Genomic DNA, 17704 nt, shown 5'->3' with positions numbered 1-17704 from the left:
GGGCGCGAGACTTCCTGGAGGTCTTGACTGTCCGATAACGACATTATGCCGTTCAGACGGGCGGCACGATGGAAAAACGCCGGTGCGACAGCGCCGGGAACCGTGCGCGCAGTTCTTGTTGCACAGTGCGGTCGATTTCCGCCACTGCAAGCCCGGGCCCGGCCTCGGCGACGCGGGAGACGACCTGGCCCCACGGATCCACGATCAGCGAGTCTCCCCAGGTCTCCCGTCCGTTCGGATGAATACCGCTCTGAGCTGGGGCCAGGACGTAGCACAGATTCTCGACTGCGCGCGCCCGCACCAACAACTCCCAATGAGCCTTACCCGTGGGTGCGGTAAACGCTGAAGGCAGGCTAAGGATTTCCGCCCCTTGCTGCTGCAAGACGCGGAACAGCTCGGGAAAGCGCACGTCGTAACAGATCGCCATGCCGATACTGCCGAAAGGCGTGGGCACGACGCAGGGCTGACTGCCTGGAGCGACAGTAGCAGATTCCCTATAGCGTTCATTGCGCGCCTGGCCGTCGCGATCGGGGACGTCGACGTCGAACAAATGAATCTTGTCGTAGCGAGCGACACAGCGTCCGCGCTCATCGAACACCAGCGACGCAGAGGCCACGCGCTGAGGCTCAGCCTCGACGCGAATTGGAATGGTGCCGCCGATGATCCACAAGCCGAGCTCGCGCGCACAGTGGCCGAGGAACGCTTGTATGGGGCCCTCGCCGGGATTTTCGGCGACCGCCCCTTTGTCGCTCTCCTTGCGCCCCATGATGGCGAAGTTTTCAGGCAGCGCCGCCAGCGTCGCGCCTTCAGCGTGTGCGCGCTCCAACAAGACGCGCGCAGTGGCGAGATTCGCTTCGACCTCCGGCGCCGAGGTCATTTGCAGTACAGCGACTCGAGAAATCGTCACCCTTCAGTCACCCGATGTTGCTTCCGCCTTGGCATCCGCGGCGTCAACGCGCTCGACCACTGGGTCGTCCCAAGGACCGGTGATGCGATAGTAGCCGCGAGTGATGCCCTTGAGGGGCTCTTTGAAAACTTGTGAGAACAGCAGAATCGCCGCGCCGACGACGGGGCCGCCGGCGATCGCGCCGGCGACTGGCAGCGATGCGCCAAGATTGCCCGTGACGACAGCAGTCTGATCGTAATCGCGCGCGCCCAATCCGGTGCGGCCCGCGATGCCGATTTCGGCCGCGGGACCTCGCAGTAACAAATTGCTCGTGTACGCATTGCCATCGCGCAGTTCAAAATCGCCGTGCACGGTATCGAACGCCAGACCCTTTTCAGTCAGATCGCTGAAGTCGAGCGCCAAGCGACGCGGCAAGGCGCCCACGCTGAACAAGCCCAGCACGCGGCCCGCACCGGGCTGCAAATTCACCAACTGTCCCGCTTCCGCTTCGACACGAATCGCGCCTGACGCATGCTCGAGGATGTTGCCGTCGTAACCGCCCTGCCACGCCAGATCTGCCTTGATCGCGCCACGCTTGGCTTCGATGAACGGCGTGTAATTCAACGCCTTCAGCGTGGCAGCGACATCTTTGCTTTCGATGGTTGCAGTCAGCGTCGAATGCTGGCCGTCGACGGTGTTCAACCATTGGCCTCGCGCATCGGCCCGCACCGATTCGGCCATGATCGTGGCGTTGTCGAAACGAATTCCCTGCGGAACGCGCGTCGCCTTCAACTCGACCGCACCGAGAGTTCGCGTTCCCACGCGCATGTCGCTAACGTACACCTGCATGTTTGGCAGGTTGCGCGGATCCATCGGCTCATCCTCTTTCGGAACGCCTTCCGGACGCGGCGCCTTGTTGATGACCAGTCGCTCCATGGTCGCGCGCAGCGGCTGCGAGCCGGTGAATGTTTCAGGAATGAGCACCTGCCCCGTTGCATCCTGGCCGCTGACATCGACGCGCCAGCCGCTCTGCGTCGACTGCAGTACGCCGCGCAGATCAGGGAAGCGATAACCGAACAACTGAAAGTCGGCCACGCGCACGTTGGCCGCCTGCAAATAATCCGATAGCGTCGTGGCGTCGTCGTCCTGAGGCGCCGGTGCGCCCGTGGCCGGCGGGTTCGGGCGCAAGGCCAGCCAATCATCCAGGACGAAACGTTGCACGTTGCCTTCGATGCGCAAGCCTCTATGGCTCGGCAATGCCGGCGCCACCGCGTCCGCACGCACGCCACCGCGATCGAGCGACCATCCCTCCCGACCTTGCCGCAAACGGATCAGTGCGCGCACATCGCCATAAGAGCTGCGGCTCAGCAGTTGCTCGTCATCGATTTCCAAGGCGACCTGCAACGAGCGTTGGTCGCTCGCGCCCTTGCCCAGGGGCTCGGGCAGACCGACACCGAGGCCCAGCAGGTTCGAATCGATCTTGATATTGCGACGGCGCGCTGCTTCGGAATCGGCGCTGGCGATCGGCATGCTCATGTGCCAATCGGTCGCGCCGGTCAACTTCACTGCGTCGGGCAGCGCGAACAAGGTCTGCAGCTGGGTCGCCTCCGCGTGACCGTTGGCCTCCAGCAGCGCAGCCGTGTCACTTTGCTGTTCGATCTTCACGGCCAGCGGCCCGCCGAGAAACCGGCCTTCCAGGTTCGCGCCGGCGATCAATGTGTTCTTCACGGTCAGCTCACCCGTCAGTCCCTGCACCGGCGCGGCGACCTTCTGCATGGTCACAGTGGCGTTGGCGAAACGCGCCGTCACATCGATCTTCCGATCGTCGATTTGCTTGAGCGGCAGCGCGAGTTGCACATCGGCGGTCATCGGTCCGCGTCCGCCCAGGCGAGCAAACGTTTCGCCGAGCTTCGGGCCGAGCGGACTGTCACGCAGGAAGGCAATGCCGGCATCGAGATCGCCGCCCGCGCTCGCCTTGATCGCCAGCTCGCTTTCTTTGAGATCCGGAATCTCGGCCGTCGCCTGATTCACACGAACATTGCCGATCGTGCCCGCCGTCGCGCGCACGCGCATGCCTTGATTGCGAAACTCCACTTCCGCCACCAGGTCACGCGCGGGTGGCCAGCCCTCCTGGTAATTGAACAGCGCCCCTTCGACCTGGGCACGCGCCACGAAAGTGCCTTCGTTCTTGCGGAACGGGAACGAGCGCATCGGGCCTTTGTATTGGAACTCCGCAGTGGAGATACGACCGTCGAGCAGCGCGGCGTCGAACCACTCCAGCGTCTTCGGGCCCATCTTGTCCGCCGGCAGGTATTTATAAGTCGACGCGACTTTCAAATCTTCGCCCTGCGCGAACAGGTCGAGAATCGGCGAGCCGCCATCGCTGGGCAGGGTCAGATGCATACGAGCCACGGCGCGCCCATCATCGCCCTGCACGCGCAGCTGCTCGGTGCTCACGACCCAGCCCGCATCCTCTTTTCGCCAGGAGACCGAACCCTCGACGGAGGATGCGACCAGCCCATGGCGAAACATGCGCGGCAGGTTGAATTCGATGTCTTTGCTCGCCAGGCTCAGTCGCCCGGTCTCATGGTTCGCGTCGAGATCGCCGCTGACGCCCTTGACGCCAGGGACACGCAACACTGGCGCGAATCCCACACCTTCCAGCGTCGCTGCCACGGAGTACTCCGCGGGCGTCTCGGGTGCGGTGCGCGACAACGAGAACTTCACATCCTTCAACGCGCCGTGGGCTTGCATGGCTCGCACGCGCGCCAGAGCTTCGCGCTCGGGCAGATAGGCAAGCAACGGCCAGATGTTCTCGAGCGCGAGATGATCCGCTTCGCCGCTGACCTTGAGCATGCCCTGTTCGTTGCGCGACCAGCGAGCCGCGATTTTCTTCGCTTGCCAGGAAGAATCCGAGCGGGTGGCATCGAGATCCGACAGCGTCACGCTCCACTGATCGTTCGTTTTCTGCGCGTTCAGCGCGAATGCCAGGCGCGAGTAACTCAATGCCTGAGGCACGGGTGGCGGCGGCTCCTCGACGACCGGTGCCGGCTCGGGCTCGATTGGATATTTGGGCGCGGGCCTGGGTTGGGGCTCCTCGTCGTCCTTTGTTCCCGGCGGCTCGAGCGGCGCCGGGCCCGGCAGCGCAATGGTCCACACCGGCAACTCCGTCGTGAGCTGTCCCACATCGACCGAGGCTGACAACTGCAGCAACTCGGCGCCCTTCAGCGCACCACTCACCCGCACGGCGCCGTGGCCGCTTTCCGGCGCCGGCCATGCATCGGGCAGCAGATCGGCCCAGCCGGCGAGATCGAGCTTTTGTCCTTGAACGCTGAAGGTCGAGAGCAAACTGCCGGATTGCTCGATCCGGCCGTCGGCCGCCGCAGAAAACTTCAGCTCCTCGCCCAAGGTCTTGGGCAACGAGGCAGCGCCATGCAGTTCCATCGAATCGGAGCTGCGGGTCAGATCGAAACTCACACCCGACAACGACCAGGGACCGCGCCCGGTGATCTCATCGCGAAAACTCACCACGGCGTCGTCCACTACGAACCGTCCCGTGGGCAATTGCTCCAACGAGATGGGTTTGATCTCGCGCTCTGGCAGCGCGCTCTGTCCCAGCAGCTGAATCTTGCCCTCGCGCGTGCGGATCAGCGCGATCTCAGGAGCATCGAGCGCGAAGCGACCGGCAGTGAGGCGGCCGTTGGCAATGGAATTCCAGAGATCGAAGCCGACGCTGCCGCGCTTGGCGACGAACAACGTGCGAGTGCGATCCGGGGTACGAACCACCGCGTCGTCGAACACCAGCTCCGGCCCGTACAGGCGCAGCCGTGCGCTCAGTGTGCGGAATTCGACGATAAGGCCGCTGCGCTCGCCGATCCACTCCTGCAGCTGTACTCGATATTCCGGCACGCGGCCGACGATGAAACCGAACGTGGCGAACAGCAAACCCACGACAATGGCCAGCACTACCAGCGTGCCGAGCAGCCATTTAAGGATTTTTCGTGGGGGCGGAGCCATTACCGAGCAACATCACCGAACAACATCACCAACAACATGTGGGGCTCATCACATCAAAACCACATCGTACTGATCCTGCTGGTACAGCGCCTCGGTCTGAAGACGGATGGGTTTGCCGGTGTGCACTTCCAGCTCGGCCAGCGCCGCCGACTCTTCATCGAGCAGACGTTCGATCACATCCTGGTGCGCCAGCACCATCAGCTCCTGGAACTGGAACTGGCGGGACTGTCGCAGAATCTCCCGGAAGATTTCGTAACAAACTGTTTCCGTGGTCTTGACGAAGCCGCGGCCTTCGCACGTTGGACAAGGCGAGCACAGCATGTGTTCAAGACTTTCGCGCGTGCGCTTGCGCGTCATCTCCACCAGACCGAGCGGCGACACCGACGAGATATGGTTCTTGGCGTGATCGGCGGCCAGCGCCTTTTCCAACGCCTGCAGCACCTGCTTGCGGTGCTCCTCTTCTTCCATGTCTATGAAGTCGATGATGATGATGCCGCCCAGGTTGCGCAGGCGCAGCTGCCGCGCGATCGCCACGGCCGCTTCCAGGTTGGTGCGGAAAATCGTCTCTTCGAGCGAGCGCTGGCCCACATACGCGCCAGTGTTCACGTCGATGGTGGTCATCGACTCGGTCTGATCGAAGATCAGATGGCCGCCGGACTTGAGCGGCACCTTGCGCTCCAGCGATTTCTGGATCTCGTCCTCGACGCCGTACAGATCGAAGATCGGCCGGTCGCCGCGATACAGCTCGATGCGCTCGGCCATCTCGGGCATGAAGGTGCGCGCGAATTCGATCATGCGCTGGTGCGTCTCGGGCTGATCGACGCTGACATGCTCGATGCCGCTCGACACCACGTCGCGCATGACTCGCACCGGCAATGGCAGATCCTCGTGCACCAGATTGCCCGGCCGGGTGCTGGCGGCTTTCTCGCTGAGCACCGTCCACAGCTTCTGCAGGAACATCATGTCGGCGCGCAACGCGTCTGGCGTCGCGCCCTCAGCAGCAGTACGCACGATATAACCGCCGGGTTCATCGGGCCGGACGAACAGGCTGGCGGCCTCGCGCAGGCGCTGCCGCTCAGCTTCATCTTCGATGCGCGCCGAAATTCCGATGCCACGTCCCTTGGGCATGTACACCAGGTAGCGCGACGGTATGGTGATGAAGGTGGTCAGCCGGGCGCCCTTGGTCCCGAGCGGATCCTTCAACACCTGCACCAATATTTCGCCGCCTTCGCTGACCAGAGTCTGAATATCGGGCGTGCGCCCCTCGTCGACCGGCTGATCCGGGTGGCCGTTCTCGCCTACGGCCGGGTGCACGATGTCGGAGGCGTGCAGAAACGCGGTGCGCTCCAGGCCGATGTCGACGAACGCCGCCTGCATGCCCGGCAGCACTCGTGAGACTCGTCCCTTGTAAATATTGCTGATGAGGCCGCGTTTGTTGGCTCGCTCGAGGAAGATTTCCTGCAGCACGCCGTTTTCGACCAGGGCGGCGCGCGCTTCGCGCGGGCTGATGTTGATGAGGATCTCGGCCGTCATCCTTGAACCTCGCTGATGATCTGATGTGCGGCCAGCAGTTCTGCAGTCTCGAACAACGGCAACCCCATGATGCCGGAATAGCTGCCGGCGATGTGTCGGATGAACACGGCCCCGCGACCCTGGACGGCGTACCCGCCCGCTTTATCGGCCGGTTCGCCGCTGCGCCAGTACGCCCGCATTTCAGCCAGCGTGAGCTCGCGAAAAGTCACATCGCTCACGCTCAAGCGCACGTCACTTCCGGCAGCGCTGCGCATCGCCACTGCCGTATGGACCTGATGCGTGCGTCCGGACAGAAGTTGCAACATGCGCACACAGTCTTGTTCGTCGGCGGGCTTGCCTAGGATGCTGCCGTCGACCACCACGGATGTGTCGGAACCGAGCACCGGCAGGCGCTGCTCCGCCGGCAGACTGTGCCAGAGCGTGTCGGCTTTGAGCGTGGCCAGCCGCGTGACGTATTTTTCTGGCGGCTCGGCGTCACCCACCGATTCGTCGATGTCGACCGGCGCAACCCGGTGCGCCACCCCGATCTGGGCCAGCAAGGCGCTTCTACGGGGAGACGCCGAGGCCAGATAGATCAACGGCTTGGCAGAAGAACTTGGAAGTGCTGACATGCGCCGAAGGATACAGGCCGGCGCGCGTCAGGAACATTGTTCAGGGAAGCAAATTGCTCCCCAGGGCCAAGCGCGGGCTGAGAAGTGCTTCTCAGAATTGCTGGTGGGCGAGAAACACGTCCCGATCGGCTTCGGAGAAGAACACCAGCGACACGCGCTCGATCGCATCGGCCTGCGCCAGTGCCTGGGCAATCGCGCACGACGCCACCGCCGCTGCCTCATCCTTCGGATAGCCATATGCGCCGGTCGAGATGGCGGGAAACGCCACGGAGCCGAGCGAATGATTGGCGGCGAGCATGATGGACTTCTTGTAGCAGGACGCGAGCAACGCCTCGGGGTGCTGATCCCTGCCCCAGACCGGCCCGACCGTATGTATGACATACCGCGCCGGCAAGTTGCCGCCCGTGGTCAGCACCGCTTCGCCGGGCGGCAGGCCGCGGGGATAACAGGTTTCGCGCAACTCCCGGCAGGCCTCGAGGATCTGCTTTCCGCCGCGCCGATGAATGGCGCCATCGACACCGCTGCCGCCGAGCAGTGTGGAGTTCGCCGCGTTCACTACCGCGTCCACACGCAGGCTGGTGATGTCGCCGGTGCGCACTTCGACCCGTCCGTTCAGGAATGTGTGCATGGTTGCCTTGGCGCGATCTTCACCGCGCACCCAGCGCAAGGCGGAGTGCGTCTCCTCGAACATGCGCATCTTGATATCCGCACCTACCGCTTCGCTGATCAGAATCAGGACGTGGCCGGCGGCCGCCAGGTTCCCGGGTTTTAATACTGCGGCCCAGCGCACTTCGCAGGGCACGGCGATATGCACAATATAGTCGCGGAAGCGCTGGATCTCGCTGTAGTCCCAACTGCCGTACGCTTCGCGATAATCGGCGACGATGTCCATGCCGGGAACGTACTGCGCATCGGCGCGGGTCCGATTCAGTAATTCGATCAGCGATTCCGCGGTCACCTCGCCCCAGACTTTGAGCCATATCAGGTTCTCGCTGGCATCGATTGAGTAACTGGACTCCATGACTGTCGCCATACTTTCGATCCCGTGCTGGCCAATGCCGTGGCCGGTTCCTATCATAACCTCGTCCTGTGCGTTTGCATCTGGCAGTGTGACAAGGAATCTGCGAAAGGAATCAACTTGAGGACGATTATCACATCGATGCAGCCGATGCCAAGTCAACCGTTTCCGATCATCCCCGGCTATCGCTTTCTACAAACCATTGCACGCTCGCCCAAGTCCGAGGTGCACGTGGCGTTGTCGGTGGAGTTAGGTCACAACGTCGCCGTCAAAGTGCTACGCACCGGCCCGCTGTCGAGCCTGGAGGCCGGCGAAGAAGCGCGCTTCGAGCGCGAGCGCGAGCTTTTGATGCGCATCAAACATCCGGCCATCGTGGATGTTTACGACTGGGGCCACGGCGAGGACTTTCGTTACATCGTCACCGAATACTTTCCCGGCGGCAGCCTCGAGCTGCGCATTCGCAATTTGATGACAGCGAAAGACAGCGTGGATATTTTTCTGCAGATCGCCGCGGCCCTGCAGGCGTTGCACGCCGCTAACCTATGTCATCGCGATCTGAAGCCCGCCAACGTTATGATGCGGCCCGATGGGCGCATCGTGCTCATCGACTTCGGGCTGGCCAAACATCTGGGGACCTCACACACCAGCGCCGGCGAAGTTCGTGGCTCGCCCTATTACATCAGCCCCGAACAAGCCGAAGGCGCGGACGTCGATCAGCGCAGCGACATCTACAGCCTGGGGATCATGTGCTACGAAATGCTCACCGGCCAACGGCCCTTCAAAGGCCCCTCGGTGATCGCCATCATTCAATCTCACCGCAACGACCCCATCCCCGTGCTGCCCGCGCCGCTCTCGCGCTTCCAACGCTTGATCGACGGGATGCTCGCCAAAGATCCCAACGAACGCTTTCCCACCGTGGCGTCCGCGGTCGCCGAGTTGGCCCGCTTGAAAGTTTGAGATCAGGCTCGGTGGTAGGGATGGCCCTTGATGATCATCACTGCACGATACAAAGCCTCGGCCAACACGACGCGTGCCAAAGCGTGAGGCAGCGTCAGAGCAGATAAGGACCAACGGAAGTCAGCGCGAGCATCAACCTCGGGAGCCAGTCCTTCCGGGCCACCGATGCAGAAGACAACATCGCGGCCGTCGCGAGCACGAGTTTGTAAAAACTGAGCGAGCTGCTCGCTGGACAAAGATCGGCCACCCACCTGCATGGCCACGACATACGCCCCTTGAGGAATGGCGGCGAGCATCTTCTCGCCTTCTTTGGCGATGGCCTGCGACGGAGAGCCGGATGCTGCGCGCTGGCCGAGCGCGATTTCTCTCAGTTCGAGCTTGTAGTCCCTGGTGAAGCGCCCGGCATATTCCTCGAAGCCGGCATTGACCCAGTCGGGCAGTCGCGTGCCGGCGGCGACGACCATCAACCGCATGAGTCAGAGACGGACCACCAAGCTACGCGCTCTGCTCGGCCGCTTCGCGCCGCGCGGCGCTCACGTCCCACAGACTCTCGAGCCGATAGAACTCACGCACCTTGGGCAGCATGATGTGCACGATCACGTCCTGCAGATCGACCAGCACCCACTCGCCGTCGCGCTCGCCTTCGACGCCCATCGGCCGGAAGCCCGCCTTCTTGGCGTGCTCCACGACGCGGTCGGCGATGGAACGCACGTGACGATCGGAGTTGCCGCTGGCGATGATCATGGTGTCGGTGATGTCGGTGAGCTTGTTGACCGCCAGCACTTTGACATTGACCGCTTTCATTTCGTCGAGCGCGTTCTCGACCACGCTGACGACCGGCATCTGTTTGGGTGTCTTGGGCGCGGCGCTCTTGCTCTGCGCGGCTTTTTTCCTGGCCGCCGGAGCCGGCCCCTTGCTCGCCAGCTTCTTGCGGGCGCTGCTCAGCTTGGTCACTTTGGCTTTGGTCGCAGGCGCGGACTTCTTGCTCGCGCCGGAGGATCGGGATGTCTTCGCTCGCTTGACGGCCATGCTCACCTCTTGGCTTGCGTCTTGTAACAGCCGGTCTGCTCGATGATCGCCCGGACCGAATCGGGCATCAGATAGCGCGGATCGCGCCCCATGGCGATCAGCTTGCGCACTTCCGTGGAAGAGATCTCCAACTGCGTCACCGCGTGAATGTAGATGCAACCGGCGCGTTGCTCGTGCAGATCGTTGATGCGGCCCGTGCCGCGATCCACCAGCAGCTCGCCCAACGGCCCCATGCTCGGCGCGCGCCAGCCTGGACGATGCGCCACGACCAGGTGCGCCAGCTCCAGCAGTTCACGCCACTGATGCCATTTCGGCAAGCCCAAAAATGCGTCCATGCCGACGATCAGGCACAGCGAATGGTCGGGAAAGTCCGCTCGCAGCGTCCGCATGGTGTCGACCGAATAGGACAACCCTTCACGGCGGATCTCACGATCGTCGACGGTGAAGCCCGGCTGTCCTTCGGTGGCGGCTTTCACCATGGCGAGGCGTTGCTCGGCATCGGCCACCGTCGTGTCGCGATGGGGCGGCGTGCCCGCGGGCATGAAGCGCATTTCATTCAAGCGCAGCGCCTGCAGCAATTCAAAGGCCGTGCGCAGGTGTCCGAAATGAATCGGATCGAACGTGCCGCCGAAAATTCCAATCGTGGTCATGAGAGGCTCGTCATGGTCAGGCGGCGCTGGCGAGCCTGACGCCGGCGAGCCCTGCCACCAATCGTTCGAACTCCAGCCACGGGTCGCTGCGGATCACGCCCTTGATCATGCGATCGGCGCGCTCGGCGCTGAGCAACAGCTCGCGCACCGTTTTCGGTTTGAGCCGCGACAGGGCATGTTTCATCGCCGGCTGACGATTGCGCCACACATATAAAGCATTCATGGCGCTGTCGGCGCTCTGGCCCCGACGCATCAGGTGCTGGCAACGTGCGATCCACTGCAGATCTTTGTTGAGCGCCCACAGCACGATGGGGGGCTCGAAATCTTCACCCCGCAAACCGTCCAGCACGCGCAGCGCGCGGGTGACATTCCCTTTCATGGCCGCATCGCCCACCTGCAGAACGTCAAAGCGCGCGCTGTCGGCCACGGCGTCGATGATGGTGTCCGCCGTGACCGGGCCGGGCGGCAACAACAACGCCAGCTTTTCGACTTCCTGATGCGCGGCGAGCAGATTGCCTTCCACTCGCTCGGCCAGCAGCGCCGCGGCTTCGGCGTCGGCTTTGAGATTCTGTTTGGCAAGGCGATCGCGAATCCACGCGGGCAGTCGCGCCAGCTCGACCGGCCAGATCTGCACCACCACGCCATGCTTTTCGATGGCGCTGACCCAGCGCGAATTCTGCACGCGGCCATCCATCTTGCCGGTGATGATCAGCACCAGGTTGTCGGCCGAAGGCTCGGCGGCGAGCTCGACGATCGCGTCCGCGCCCTGCTCGCCGGGCGTCGGGTTGGTCATGCGGATCTCGATGATCTTGCGCTCGGAGAACAGCGACATGGCCTTGCTGTTCGACAGCAGCGCCTGCCAGTCGAAGCCGCGCTCCACCACGTTCAACTCACGTTCGGTGAAGCCCTGGCTGCGGGCCCGCGCGCGCACGGCATCGGCCGCTTCATTGACCAATAGCGGTTCGTCGCCGGAGATCAGGTAGATCGGCGCGAGCTGACGCGACAGGCTGGCCGCGAGGTTGTCGCCGGAGAGTTTCACAGCGCGAAGCCAGCGGCGGACACGGGAAGAGCGGTCAAAAACACTCGCGGCAAAATGACTTACGTAAGCGGATGGCTACCTGAGGAGATGGCCGGATTATGGCCCAAGCCGCCCGGCCTCCGCCAGTTGCGCGCGTGCCCCGGGTCTGAGCCCCGGGTTTTTGCCAGGATTGAGCATCAAGCTACTTTGCAAACCGGTGTTGCTCCATTAGCTTACCTGGACGGCGCGCCCGGGCCTGGCGCTCCGCCTGTTTCGATCTGGCGATATGTTCATTTTCCATCTGGCGCGCGATCCTCCGGCCTGGCTGCGATTCGCACTCATCAGCCTGCTGCTGGCGTTCGCCGTGGATTCGGTCGCCCATGTCGTGCATGAGCACGAGACTACGGTCAGCACGACCTTTGCCGCGCACGGCCCGGCCTGCGGCTACTGTGCCGCCTTCGACGGCCTGATCGATGCGCCCAAGCAAAGCTACTCGCCCGTCGCGGCCGTGGTACTGGCCGGTTATGTAGCAACGATCGCTGGCCCTGCTGTTTCTTTCCGCCCGCAGGCTACCGCGCAACCGCGCGGGCCGCCTCGATAACTCGCAGTTCGTCCTTCCTCACCGACGTGAGGCGCCGCTCGTGCCTGGGCTCCTGGCGCGAGGCCACTGCAGTCATCCAGGAATGTTTTCTCATGTGTCGTTCCCGTTCCGTACGCATCGCCGTAGTTGCGATGCTAGTCAGTCATGCTGCCGGAGCCGAGCAAGCCCGCAACGAACCCAGAACCGAAGAGGTCGTGGTGACTTCCACGGCGCTGCGCGAGAACCCGCTCGAAGTGGCGCAGCCCACCGCGGTGGTGGCCGGCGACGAACTGCGTCGTCAGATCGCCGCCAGCATCGGTGAGACCTTGTCGAGCGAGCTGGGTGTCAGCTCCACTTATTTCGGTCCGAGCGCGAGCCGGCCGGTGATCCGGGGCCTGAGCGGCGACCGCGTGCAGGTCCTGCAGGACGGTCTGGCGGCACTGGATGTTTCCAGCCTTAGCCAGGATCACGCGGTGACGCTGGAAACGGTCGTTTCTCAGCAGATCGAAATCATCAAGGGCCCCGCGGCGCTTCTTTATGGCAGTGGAGCCTCCGGCGGCCTGGTCAATGTCGTCAGTACTCGTGTGCCGACGGAAGTCCCCACCAGGGCGTTGACCGGCGCCGCCGAAGTTCGAGGCGACACCGCGAGCGAAGAGCGGACGGGCGCTCTCAGTCTCGATGGCGGCGTGGGCAACTTCGCTTTTCACGCCGACTACTTCGATCGTGAGACCCACGACGTGGATATCTCCGGCTTCACACAATCCGATGCCCTACGCCGCCAGCTCATCGAGGCAGGCGAGGAACCCGACAACGTGCGCGGGCACATCCCCAACACGTGGAGCGAGGCGAGCGGTGGCGCGGTCGGCGGCTCGTATATCGGGCAGCGCGGATTGGGTGGCCTGTCGTACAGCCGATATCAGACGACCTATGGCATTCCAGGTGAAGAGGAAGCCTTCATCGACATGAAACAGGATCGTGTCGACGGCAAGGCCGAGCTCGACCTGGACGGCGCGATCAACAAGCTGCGCCTGACGGGCGCGTACAACGATTACACGCACACTGAATTTGAAGCGCCGGGCGAGCCGGGCACTGTGTTTAGCCAGGATGCCTATGAGTTGCGCTTCACGGCCGACCATGCACTGGGCGGTGGCTGGCGTGGCACCACGGGCCTGCAATACGTCGACCTCGATTTTCAGGCGCTCGGCGCCGAGGCGTTCGTGCCGAGCTCCAAGACACAGACTTTCAGTGTGTTCGCGTTCGAAGAGAAACACTTCGAGCAGTGGACCATCGAACTGGGGGCCCGCGCGGAGCAACAGAAGGTTGACGTGGCGGCGGAGTTGCCCGATTTCGATGAGACTGCGATCAGCTTGTCCGCGGGTACGGTGTGGGAGTTTGCCGACGACCATGCGCTGGCGTTGAACCTCACGCGCACTCAGCGCAATCCGCAGGCGGCGGAGCTGTACGCCGATGGCCCGCACATCGCCGCGCAACGTTATGAAATCGGCGACGCGGATCTGGACCAGGAAGAGTCGGTCACGGCGGACCTTTCATTGCGCCACACCGGCCAGCGCGTGTCCTGGACGTTGAGTGCTTACTACAACGATTACACGGACTATATCTATGCGTCGCCCACCGGCGAGGTGGCTGGTGAGTTGCCGGTGTATGTGTATTTGCAGGGCGGGGCCAAGTTTCATGGCTTCGAGGCAGAATTGAATGTGCCGCTGATCGACGAGGGCCAACGCCATCTGGGCCTGCGACTCGCCTCAGATTACGTTCGCGGCAAGCTCGACAACGGCGAGAACCTGCCCCAGATCCCACCCCTGCGCTTCGGCGCGGGGCTGCACTACGACCAGGACGCCTGGCACGTCGGCGCGCAAGCGTTCTACTACGACAAGCAAGACAAACTCGCGACCAACGAACTGCCAACGGATGGCTTCACGTTGGCCGAAGTGGATGCGAGTTATCGGGTGCCGTTCGGATCAGCGAGTGTGTTTTTGTTCGTGCGCGGGACGAATCTGCTGGATGAGGACGCGCGCCAGCATGCTTCGCCGCTGAAGGACATTGCGCCGTTGGCTGGGCGGTCCTGGCACATCGGGGCCAGAGCAGAGTTCTAGGAATTTGTGTTGTGGTGTTGGTGGTTCGCGGCGGCTGGGAAGGGAGGACTCTACCCGTCGCCGCCGTGAATACCCTCTGCGAGCAAACGTCTCTTCCTCTTATGCCGCCCGAGCAAACGAATCGCGATGTTCGGCGGCGGACGCAGGTTGGGCGTAGCCAGCAGATGAGGTGTGATAACTCATCCGAGCTTGCGACCCGAAGCGGAAGAACGACACCAGCTCCTGCAATCGCTGCGCCTGCTGTTGCATGGACTTCGCGGCGGCGGCGGATTCTTCGACGAGGGCGGCGTTTTGTTGAGTGGCCGTGTCCATGTTGGCGATGGAGTGGTTGATTTGATCGATGCCGGTGGACTGCTCTGAAGTCGCGGCCGCGATCTCAGCCACGATCTCGGTGACTTTGACCACGCCAGTCACGATATCCGACAGCGACTTGCCGGAGTTCCCCACCAGCTGCGAGCCCGACGACACCTTCTCCACCGAGTCGCCGATCAGCTGTTTGATCTCGCGGGCCGCGCTGGCGCTGCGCTGGGCGAGATTGCGAACTTCGCCGGCGACGACAGCGAAACCGCGGCCCTGCTCGCCCGCACGCGCAGCTTCCACCGCCGCATTCAGTGCCAGCAGGTTGGTCTGGAAGGCGATCTCGTCGATGACACTGATGATGTCGACGATGCGCTTACTCGACGCCGTGATCTCGTTCATCGCGCCGACCGCTCGTTGGACGGCGACGCCGCCCTGATCGGCCTGCCCGCGGGTGCCCGCCGCGATGCTGTTCGCATGCTTGGCGTTTTCCGCATTCTGTTTCACCGTCGCGGTCATCTCCTCGATGCTCGCGGCAGTTTCTTCCAGCGCCGCAGCCTGTTCCTGCGTGCGCTGGCTCAGATCATCGCTGCCTTGTGACAGCTGACGTGCAGCCCGGTCAACTTCGGCGGCGCTCTCGCGCACCTGAGTCATGGTCTCGACCAGCTTGGCATCCATGTCCTTCAACGACCGCAATAGCGAGGCGATCTCGTCATCGCCAGCAACGGTGACATCGACACCGAGCTCGCCGCGGCTCACGCGACGGGCGAGATCCTCGGCGCGCGCCAAACCGATGGAGATATGTTTCGTCAGCAGCCAGGCGAACCAGATCGCTACGGCTAGCGCCGCGACGAAACAAGCCAGCATCCAGTTACGATCGATATTCAGCTCGCGCTGGGCCTGCGCGATCATGGCCTCGGCGCCCTTCTGCCGCTCGAGCGCCAGACGTTCGGTGGTCTGATCCATGCGATCGACCACCGACTCCATGAGCTCGACGCGCACCTTGCTGGCGGCCTCGTAGTCGCCGGCCAGCAACAGATCGATCTCTCGCTTGCCCGAGTCGACCAGGTCGGCGCGCTGCTGTTTCACTTCCTCGAGCAGCTGACGCTCGGTGGCGCTCAGCGATTGTTTGCTCAAGGCGTCGGTCAGGTCGTTGATGCGAGCGCGGTTCTGTTTGACCAGCTCGTAGTTGGCCTGAGTGAAGGCGGGGTCCTTGTGAACGTAGGCTTCCAGCCGGAACTGCTGACTCTGCAGCGAGCGCTGGTAGATCTCGTTGATGTGCGTGATGGGGATCAGACTTTCGGCATGCAACTGCTGCATGCGGCTCGAGCTCGCATTGAAGCCGCTGAGCGCCACGCCGCACACCACCAGCATGGCCACAGCCAGCACCCCCAGATTCAGGTACATCCGGGTCTTGATCGTGAACATCGACATTGATTCCTGCCTTGGTTGATCGGACACGCACCGCGCGTACGCGCCGGCCCTGGCAACAATCGCGGCTATGTCCGGGTTAACGGCTGACTCGACCAGGATTGCAATCGATTCAGGGAAGATCTGATGCGGCGGCGGGGATGGTCTATGATCGCCACGCTGCGCGCTCGCCCATCCCGGGGCGCACCGATCCTTCGAGGGGAAGACATTGCAATCTGCCAGCTCGTCCGCCGCCGCGTTGTTGGAGCGCGAGCGGCGTCGTTTCATCGATGAGCATCCGGAATCTTTACGTCGCGACAAGGCCTTGCGCGAGCACTGGCTCAACGGCGTGCCGATGCATTGGATGACCGATTGGCAGCTGCCGGCGCCGCTGGTGCTGCGCGAAGCAGCGGGTGCGAGGCTGGTCGATGTGGACGGACACAGCTATGCGGATTTCTGTCTCGGCGATACCGGAGCGATGTTTGGCCATTCTCCTCCGGCCGTCGCCAGAGCCCTAAGCACTCAGGCGGTGCGGGGATTGACCTGCATGCTGCCGACGGAACTCACCGCACGCGCCGGTGAGCTATTGACTGAGCGATTCGGTCTGCCTTTCTGGCAAATCACCCAGACAGCCACCGACGCGAACCGCGCCGTGCTCAGATGGGCACGAGCGCTGACCGGGCGCAAATGTATCCTGGTGTTCGATGGTTGCTACCACGGCTCGCTCGAAGACACGCTGGTCCGTCTGGAGCAAGGCCGTGTCATCGCACGCCCGGGACAGGTGGGCCAGGTCGCCGACTTCGCCTCGCATGCTCGCGTGGTCGAGTTCAACGATCTCCCGGCGCTCGAAGCGGCGCTCGCCGGTGGCGAAGTCGCATGCCTGCTCGCCGAGCCTGTGATGACGAATGCAGGCATGGTGCTGCCTCAGGATGGATTCTGGTCCGAAGCCCGCAAGCTCTGCGCTCGCCATGGAACGCTGCTCGCCATCGATGAAACTCACACGCTCAGCAGCGGGCCACGCGGCCATGCGCATCGGCTCGGACTCGAGCCCGACTTTCTGGTTGCCGGCAAAGCCATTGCGGGCGGCATGCCCACCGCGGTCTATGGTTTTACTGCCGAGCTCGCGCAGCGCATGGAACAACTGCTCGCCACCAAGCCCGCCGGCCACTCCGGCATGGGCACGACGCTGGCGGCGAACGCGCTAGCAACCGCCGCACTCGTGGCATGCTTGCAGGAGGTGATGACCGATGACGCTTACGAGCACATGCTGAATCTTTCGGCGACGCTCGCCGAAGGACTCAGGAAACGCATCGCGGAGCGCGCCCTGCCCTGGCATGTCATAAGCGTCGGTGCACGCAGCGAGCTGGTTTTTACTCCGACACCCGCGCGGACAGCACGCGAATCGTTGTCGGCAGCATCGCCCACTTTGGAGCGGCTCCTGCACTTGTATCTGCTCAATCGCGGTGTGCTGGTCACGCCGTTTCACAACATGATGCTGGTGAGCCCGGCGACCAGCGCCGCTCAGGTGCAATCGCTGCTCGAGCTCTTGGGTGAATTCCTGCACGAGTTGTCATGACCGCCGCC

General features: G+C 63.2%; 14 protein-coding genes. 4 read left to right on the top strand and 10 right to left on the bottom strand.

Features of this window, described 5'->3' with window-relative positions:
- Window positions 1-52: 52 nt before the first annotated feature.
- The 5 genes from JM946_RS27025 to JM946_RS30770 all read right to left on the bottom strand — a co-directional run bounded on the left by JM946_RS27025 (window position 53) and on the right by JM946_RS30770 (window position 8080).
- Window positions 53-901, bottom strand: coding sequence for a carbon-nitrogen hydrolase family protein (locus JM946_RS27025; protein ID WP_203170751.1), 849 nt, complete (start codon window positions 899-901; stop codon window positions 53-55).
- Between the two features lie 9 nt (window positions 902-910).
- Window positions 911-4903 (bottom strand): YhdP family protein, encoded by a 3993-nt coding sequence (locus tag JM946_RS27020; RefSeq protein WP_203170561.1) that lies wholly within the window; start codon window positions 4901-4903, stop codon window positions 911-913.
- Between the two features lie 48 nt (window positions 4904-4951).
- Window positions 4952-6436 (bottom strand): ribonuclease G, encoded by a 1485-nt coding sequence (rng, locus tag JM946_RS27015; RefSeq protein WP_203170560.1) that lies wholly within the window; start codon window positions 6434-6436, stop codon window positions 4952-4954.
- The gene (locus JM946_RS27010; RefSeq protein ID WP_203170559.1) at window positions 6433-7047 is read right to left on the bottom strand and encodes a Maf family protein; all 615 of its coding nucleotides are present in this window, start codon (window positions 7045-7047) and stop codon (window positions 6433-6435) included. The genes rng and JM946_RS27010 overlap by 4 nt, the downstream gene beginning before the upstream one ends.
- 91 nt (window positions 7048-7138) lie before the next feature.
- Window positions 7139-8080, bottom strand: coding sequence for an O-acetyl-ADP-ribose deacetylase (locus JM946_RS30770; RefSeq protein ID WP_230980006.1), 942 nt, complete (start codon window positions 8078-8080; stop codon window positions 7139-7141).
- Between the two features lie 135 nt (window positions 8081-8215).
- On the opposite strand from JM946_RS30770, the gene JM946_RS27000 reads away from it, so the two are divergent.
- Window positions 8216-9022: a serine/threonine protein kinase gene (locus JM946_RS27000; RefSeq protein WP_203170558.1), complete on the top strand. Its 807-nt coding sequence runs from the start codon at window positions 8216-8218 to the stop codon at window positions 9020-9022.
- Between the two features lie 2 nt (window positions 9023-9024).
- On the opposite strand, the gene rlmH is transcribed toward JM946_RS27000, so the two are convergent.
- The 4 genes from rlmH to holA are packed head-to-tail and all read right to left on the bottom strand — an operon-like array spanning window position 9025 to window position 11740.
- A complete protein-coding gene (rlmH, locus tag JM946_RS26995) occupies window positions 9025-9495 on the bottom strand; it encodes a 23S rRNA (pseudouridine(1915)-N(3))-methyltransferase RlmH (protein ID WP_203170557.1) in 471 nt (156 codons plus the stop codon).
- Window positions 9496-9517: 22 nt separating this feature from the next.
- Window positions 9518-10051 (bottom strand): ribosome silencing factor, encoded by a 534-nt coding sequence (gene rsfS, locus JM946_RS26990; RefSeq protein WP_230980005.1) that lies wholly within the window; start codon window positions 10049-10051, stop codon window positions 9518-9520.
- A 2-nt stretch (window positions 10052-10053) separates the two neighbouring features.
- On the bottom strand, window positions 10054-10701 hold the full coding sequence (gene nadD / locus JM946_RS26985) for a nicotinate-nucleotide adenylyltransferase (protein ID WP_203170556.1): 648 nt from the start codon (window positions 10699-10701) through the stop codon (window positions 10054-10056).
- A 16-nt stretch (window positions 10702-10717) separates the two neighbouring features.
- Window positions 10718-11740, bottom strand: coding sequence for a DNA polymerase III subunit delta (gene holA, locus JM946_RS26980; protein WP_203170555.1), 1023 nt, complete (start codon window positions 11738-11740; stop codon window positions 10718-10720).
- Window positions 11741-12005: 265 nt separating this feature from the next.
- Between holA and JM946_RS26975 the strand changes: the two genes are divergently transcribed.
- Entirely contained in the window at window positions 12006-12320 is a 315-nt protein-coding gene (locus JM946_RS26975) for a hypothetical protein (RefSeq protein ID WP_203170554.1), read from the top strand.
- Window positions 12321-12412: 92 nt separating this feature from the next.
- Entirely contained in the window at window positions 12413-14413 is a 2001-nt protein-coding gene (locus JM946_RS26970) for a TonB-dependent receptor (protein WP_203170553.1), read from the top strand.
- 99 nt (window positions 14414-14512) lie between these two features.
- Here JM946_RS26970 and JM946_RS26965 read toward each other — a convergent pair whose 3' ends face one another.
- Window positions 14513-16144 (bottom strand): methyl-accepting chemotaxis protein, encoded by a 1632-nt coding sequence (locus JM946_RS26965; RefSeq protein WP_218043133.1) that lies wholly within the window; start codon window positions 16142-16144, stop codon window positions 14513-14515.
- Between the two features lie 205 nt (window positions 16145-16349).
- On the opposite strand from JM946_RS26965, the gene JM946_RS26960 reads away from it, so the two are divergent.
- The gene (locus JM946_RS26960) at window positions 16350-17696 is read left to right on the top strand and encodes a transaminase (RefSeq protein ID WP_203170551.1); all 1347 of its coding nucleotides are present in this window, start codon (window positions 16350-16352) and stop codon (window positions 17694-17696) included.
- The last annotated feature ends 8 nt before the right edge of the window (window positions 17697-17704 follow it).

Origin of the sequence: Steroidobacter gossypii, from assembly GCF_016801985.1 — a bacterium.
Taxonomy (GTDB): domain Bacteria; phylum Pseudomonadota; class Gammaproteobacteria; order Steroidobacterales; family Steroidobacteraceae; genus Steroidobacter; species Steroidobacter gossypii.
The sequence above is the reverse complement of the archived record's forward strand: the minus strand, read 5'-3'. Positions and strand labels throughout refer to the sequence as shown.

What these genes read in the sequence shown, in the direction of transcription:
- JM946_RS26970 (WP_203170553.1), top strand. Translation starts at nt 12,413, where the DNA reads ATGTGTCGTTCCCGTTCCGTACGCATCGCCGTAGTTGCGATGCTAGTC.
- JM946_RS26965 (WP_218043133.1), bottom strand. Translation starts at nt 16,144, where the DNA reads ATGTCGATGTTCACGATCAAGACCCGGATGTACCTGAATCTGGGGGTG.
- rng (WP_203170560.1), bottom strand. Translation starts at nt 6,436, where the DNA reads ATGACGGCCGAGATCCTCATCAACATCAGCCCGCGCGAAGCGCGCGCC.
- JM946_RS27020 (WP_203170561.1), bottom strand. Translation starts at nt 4,903, where the DNA reads ATGGCTCCGCCCCCACGAAAAATCCTTAAATGGCTGCTCGGCACGCTG.
- JM946_RS27010 (WP_203170559.1), bottom strand. Translation starts at nt 7,047, where the DNA reads ATGTCAGCACTTCCAAGTTCTTCTGCCAAGCCGTTGATCTATCTGGCC.
- JM946_RS26975 (WP_203170554.1), top strand. Translation starts at nt 12,006, where the DNA reads ATGTTCATTTTCCATCTGGCGCGCGATCCTCCGGCCTGGCTGCGATTC.
- rlmH (WP_203170557.1), bottom strand. Translation starts at nt 9,495, where the DNA reads ATGCGGTTGATGGTCGTCGCCGCCGGCACGCGACTGCCCGACTGGGTC.
- JM946_RS30770 (WP_230980006.1), bottom strand. Translation starts at nt 8,080, where the DNA reads ATGGCGACAGTCATGGAGTCCAGTTACTCAATCGATGCCAGCGAGAAC.
- nadD (WP_203170556.1), bottom strand. Translation starts at nt 10,701, where the DNA reads ATGACCACGATTGGAATTTTCGGCGGCACGTTCGATCCGATTCATTTC.
- JM946_RS27000 (WP_203170558.1), top strand. Translation starts at nt 8,216, where the DNA reads ATGCCAAGTCAACCGTTTCCGATCATCCCCGGCTATCGCTTTCTACAA.
- rsfS (WP_230980005.1), bottom strand. Translation starts at nt 10,051, where the DNA reads ATGGCCGTCAAGCGAGCGAAGACATCCCGATCCTCCGGCGCGAGCAAG.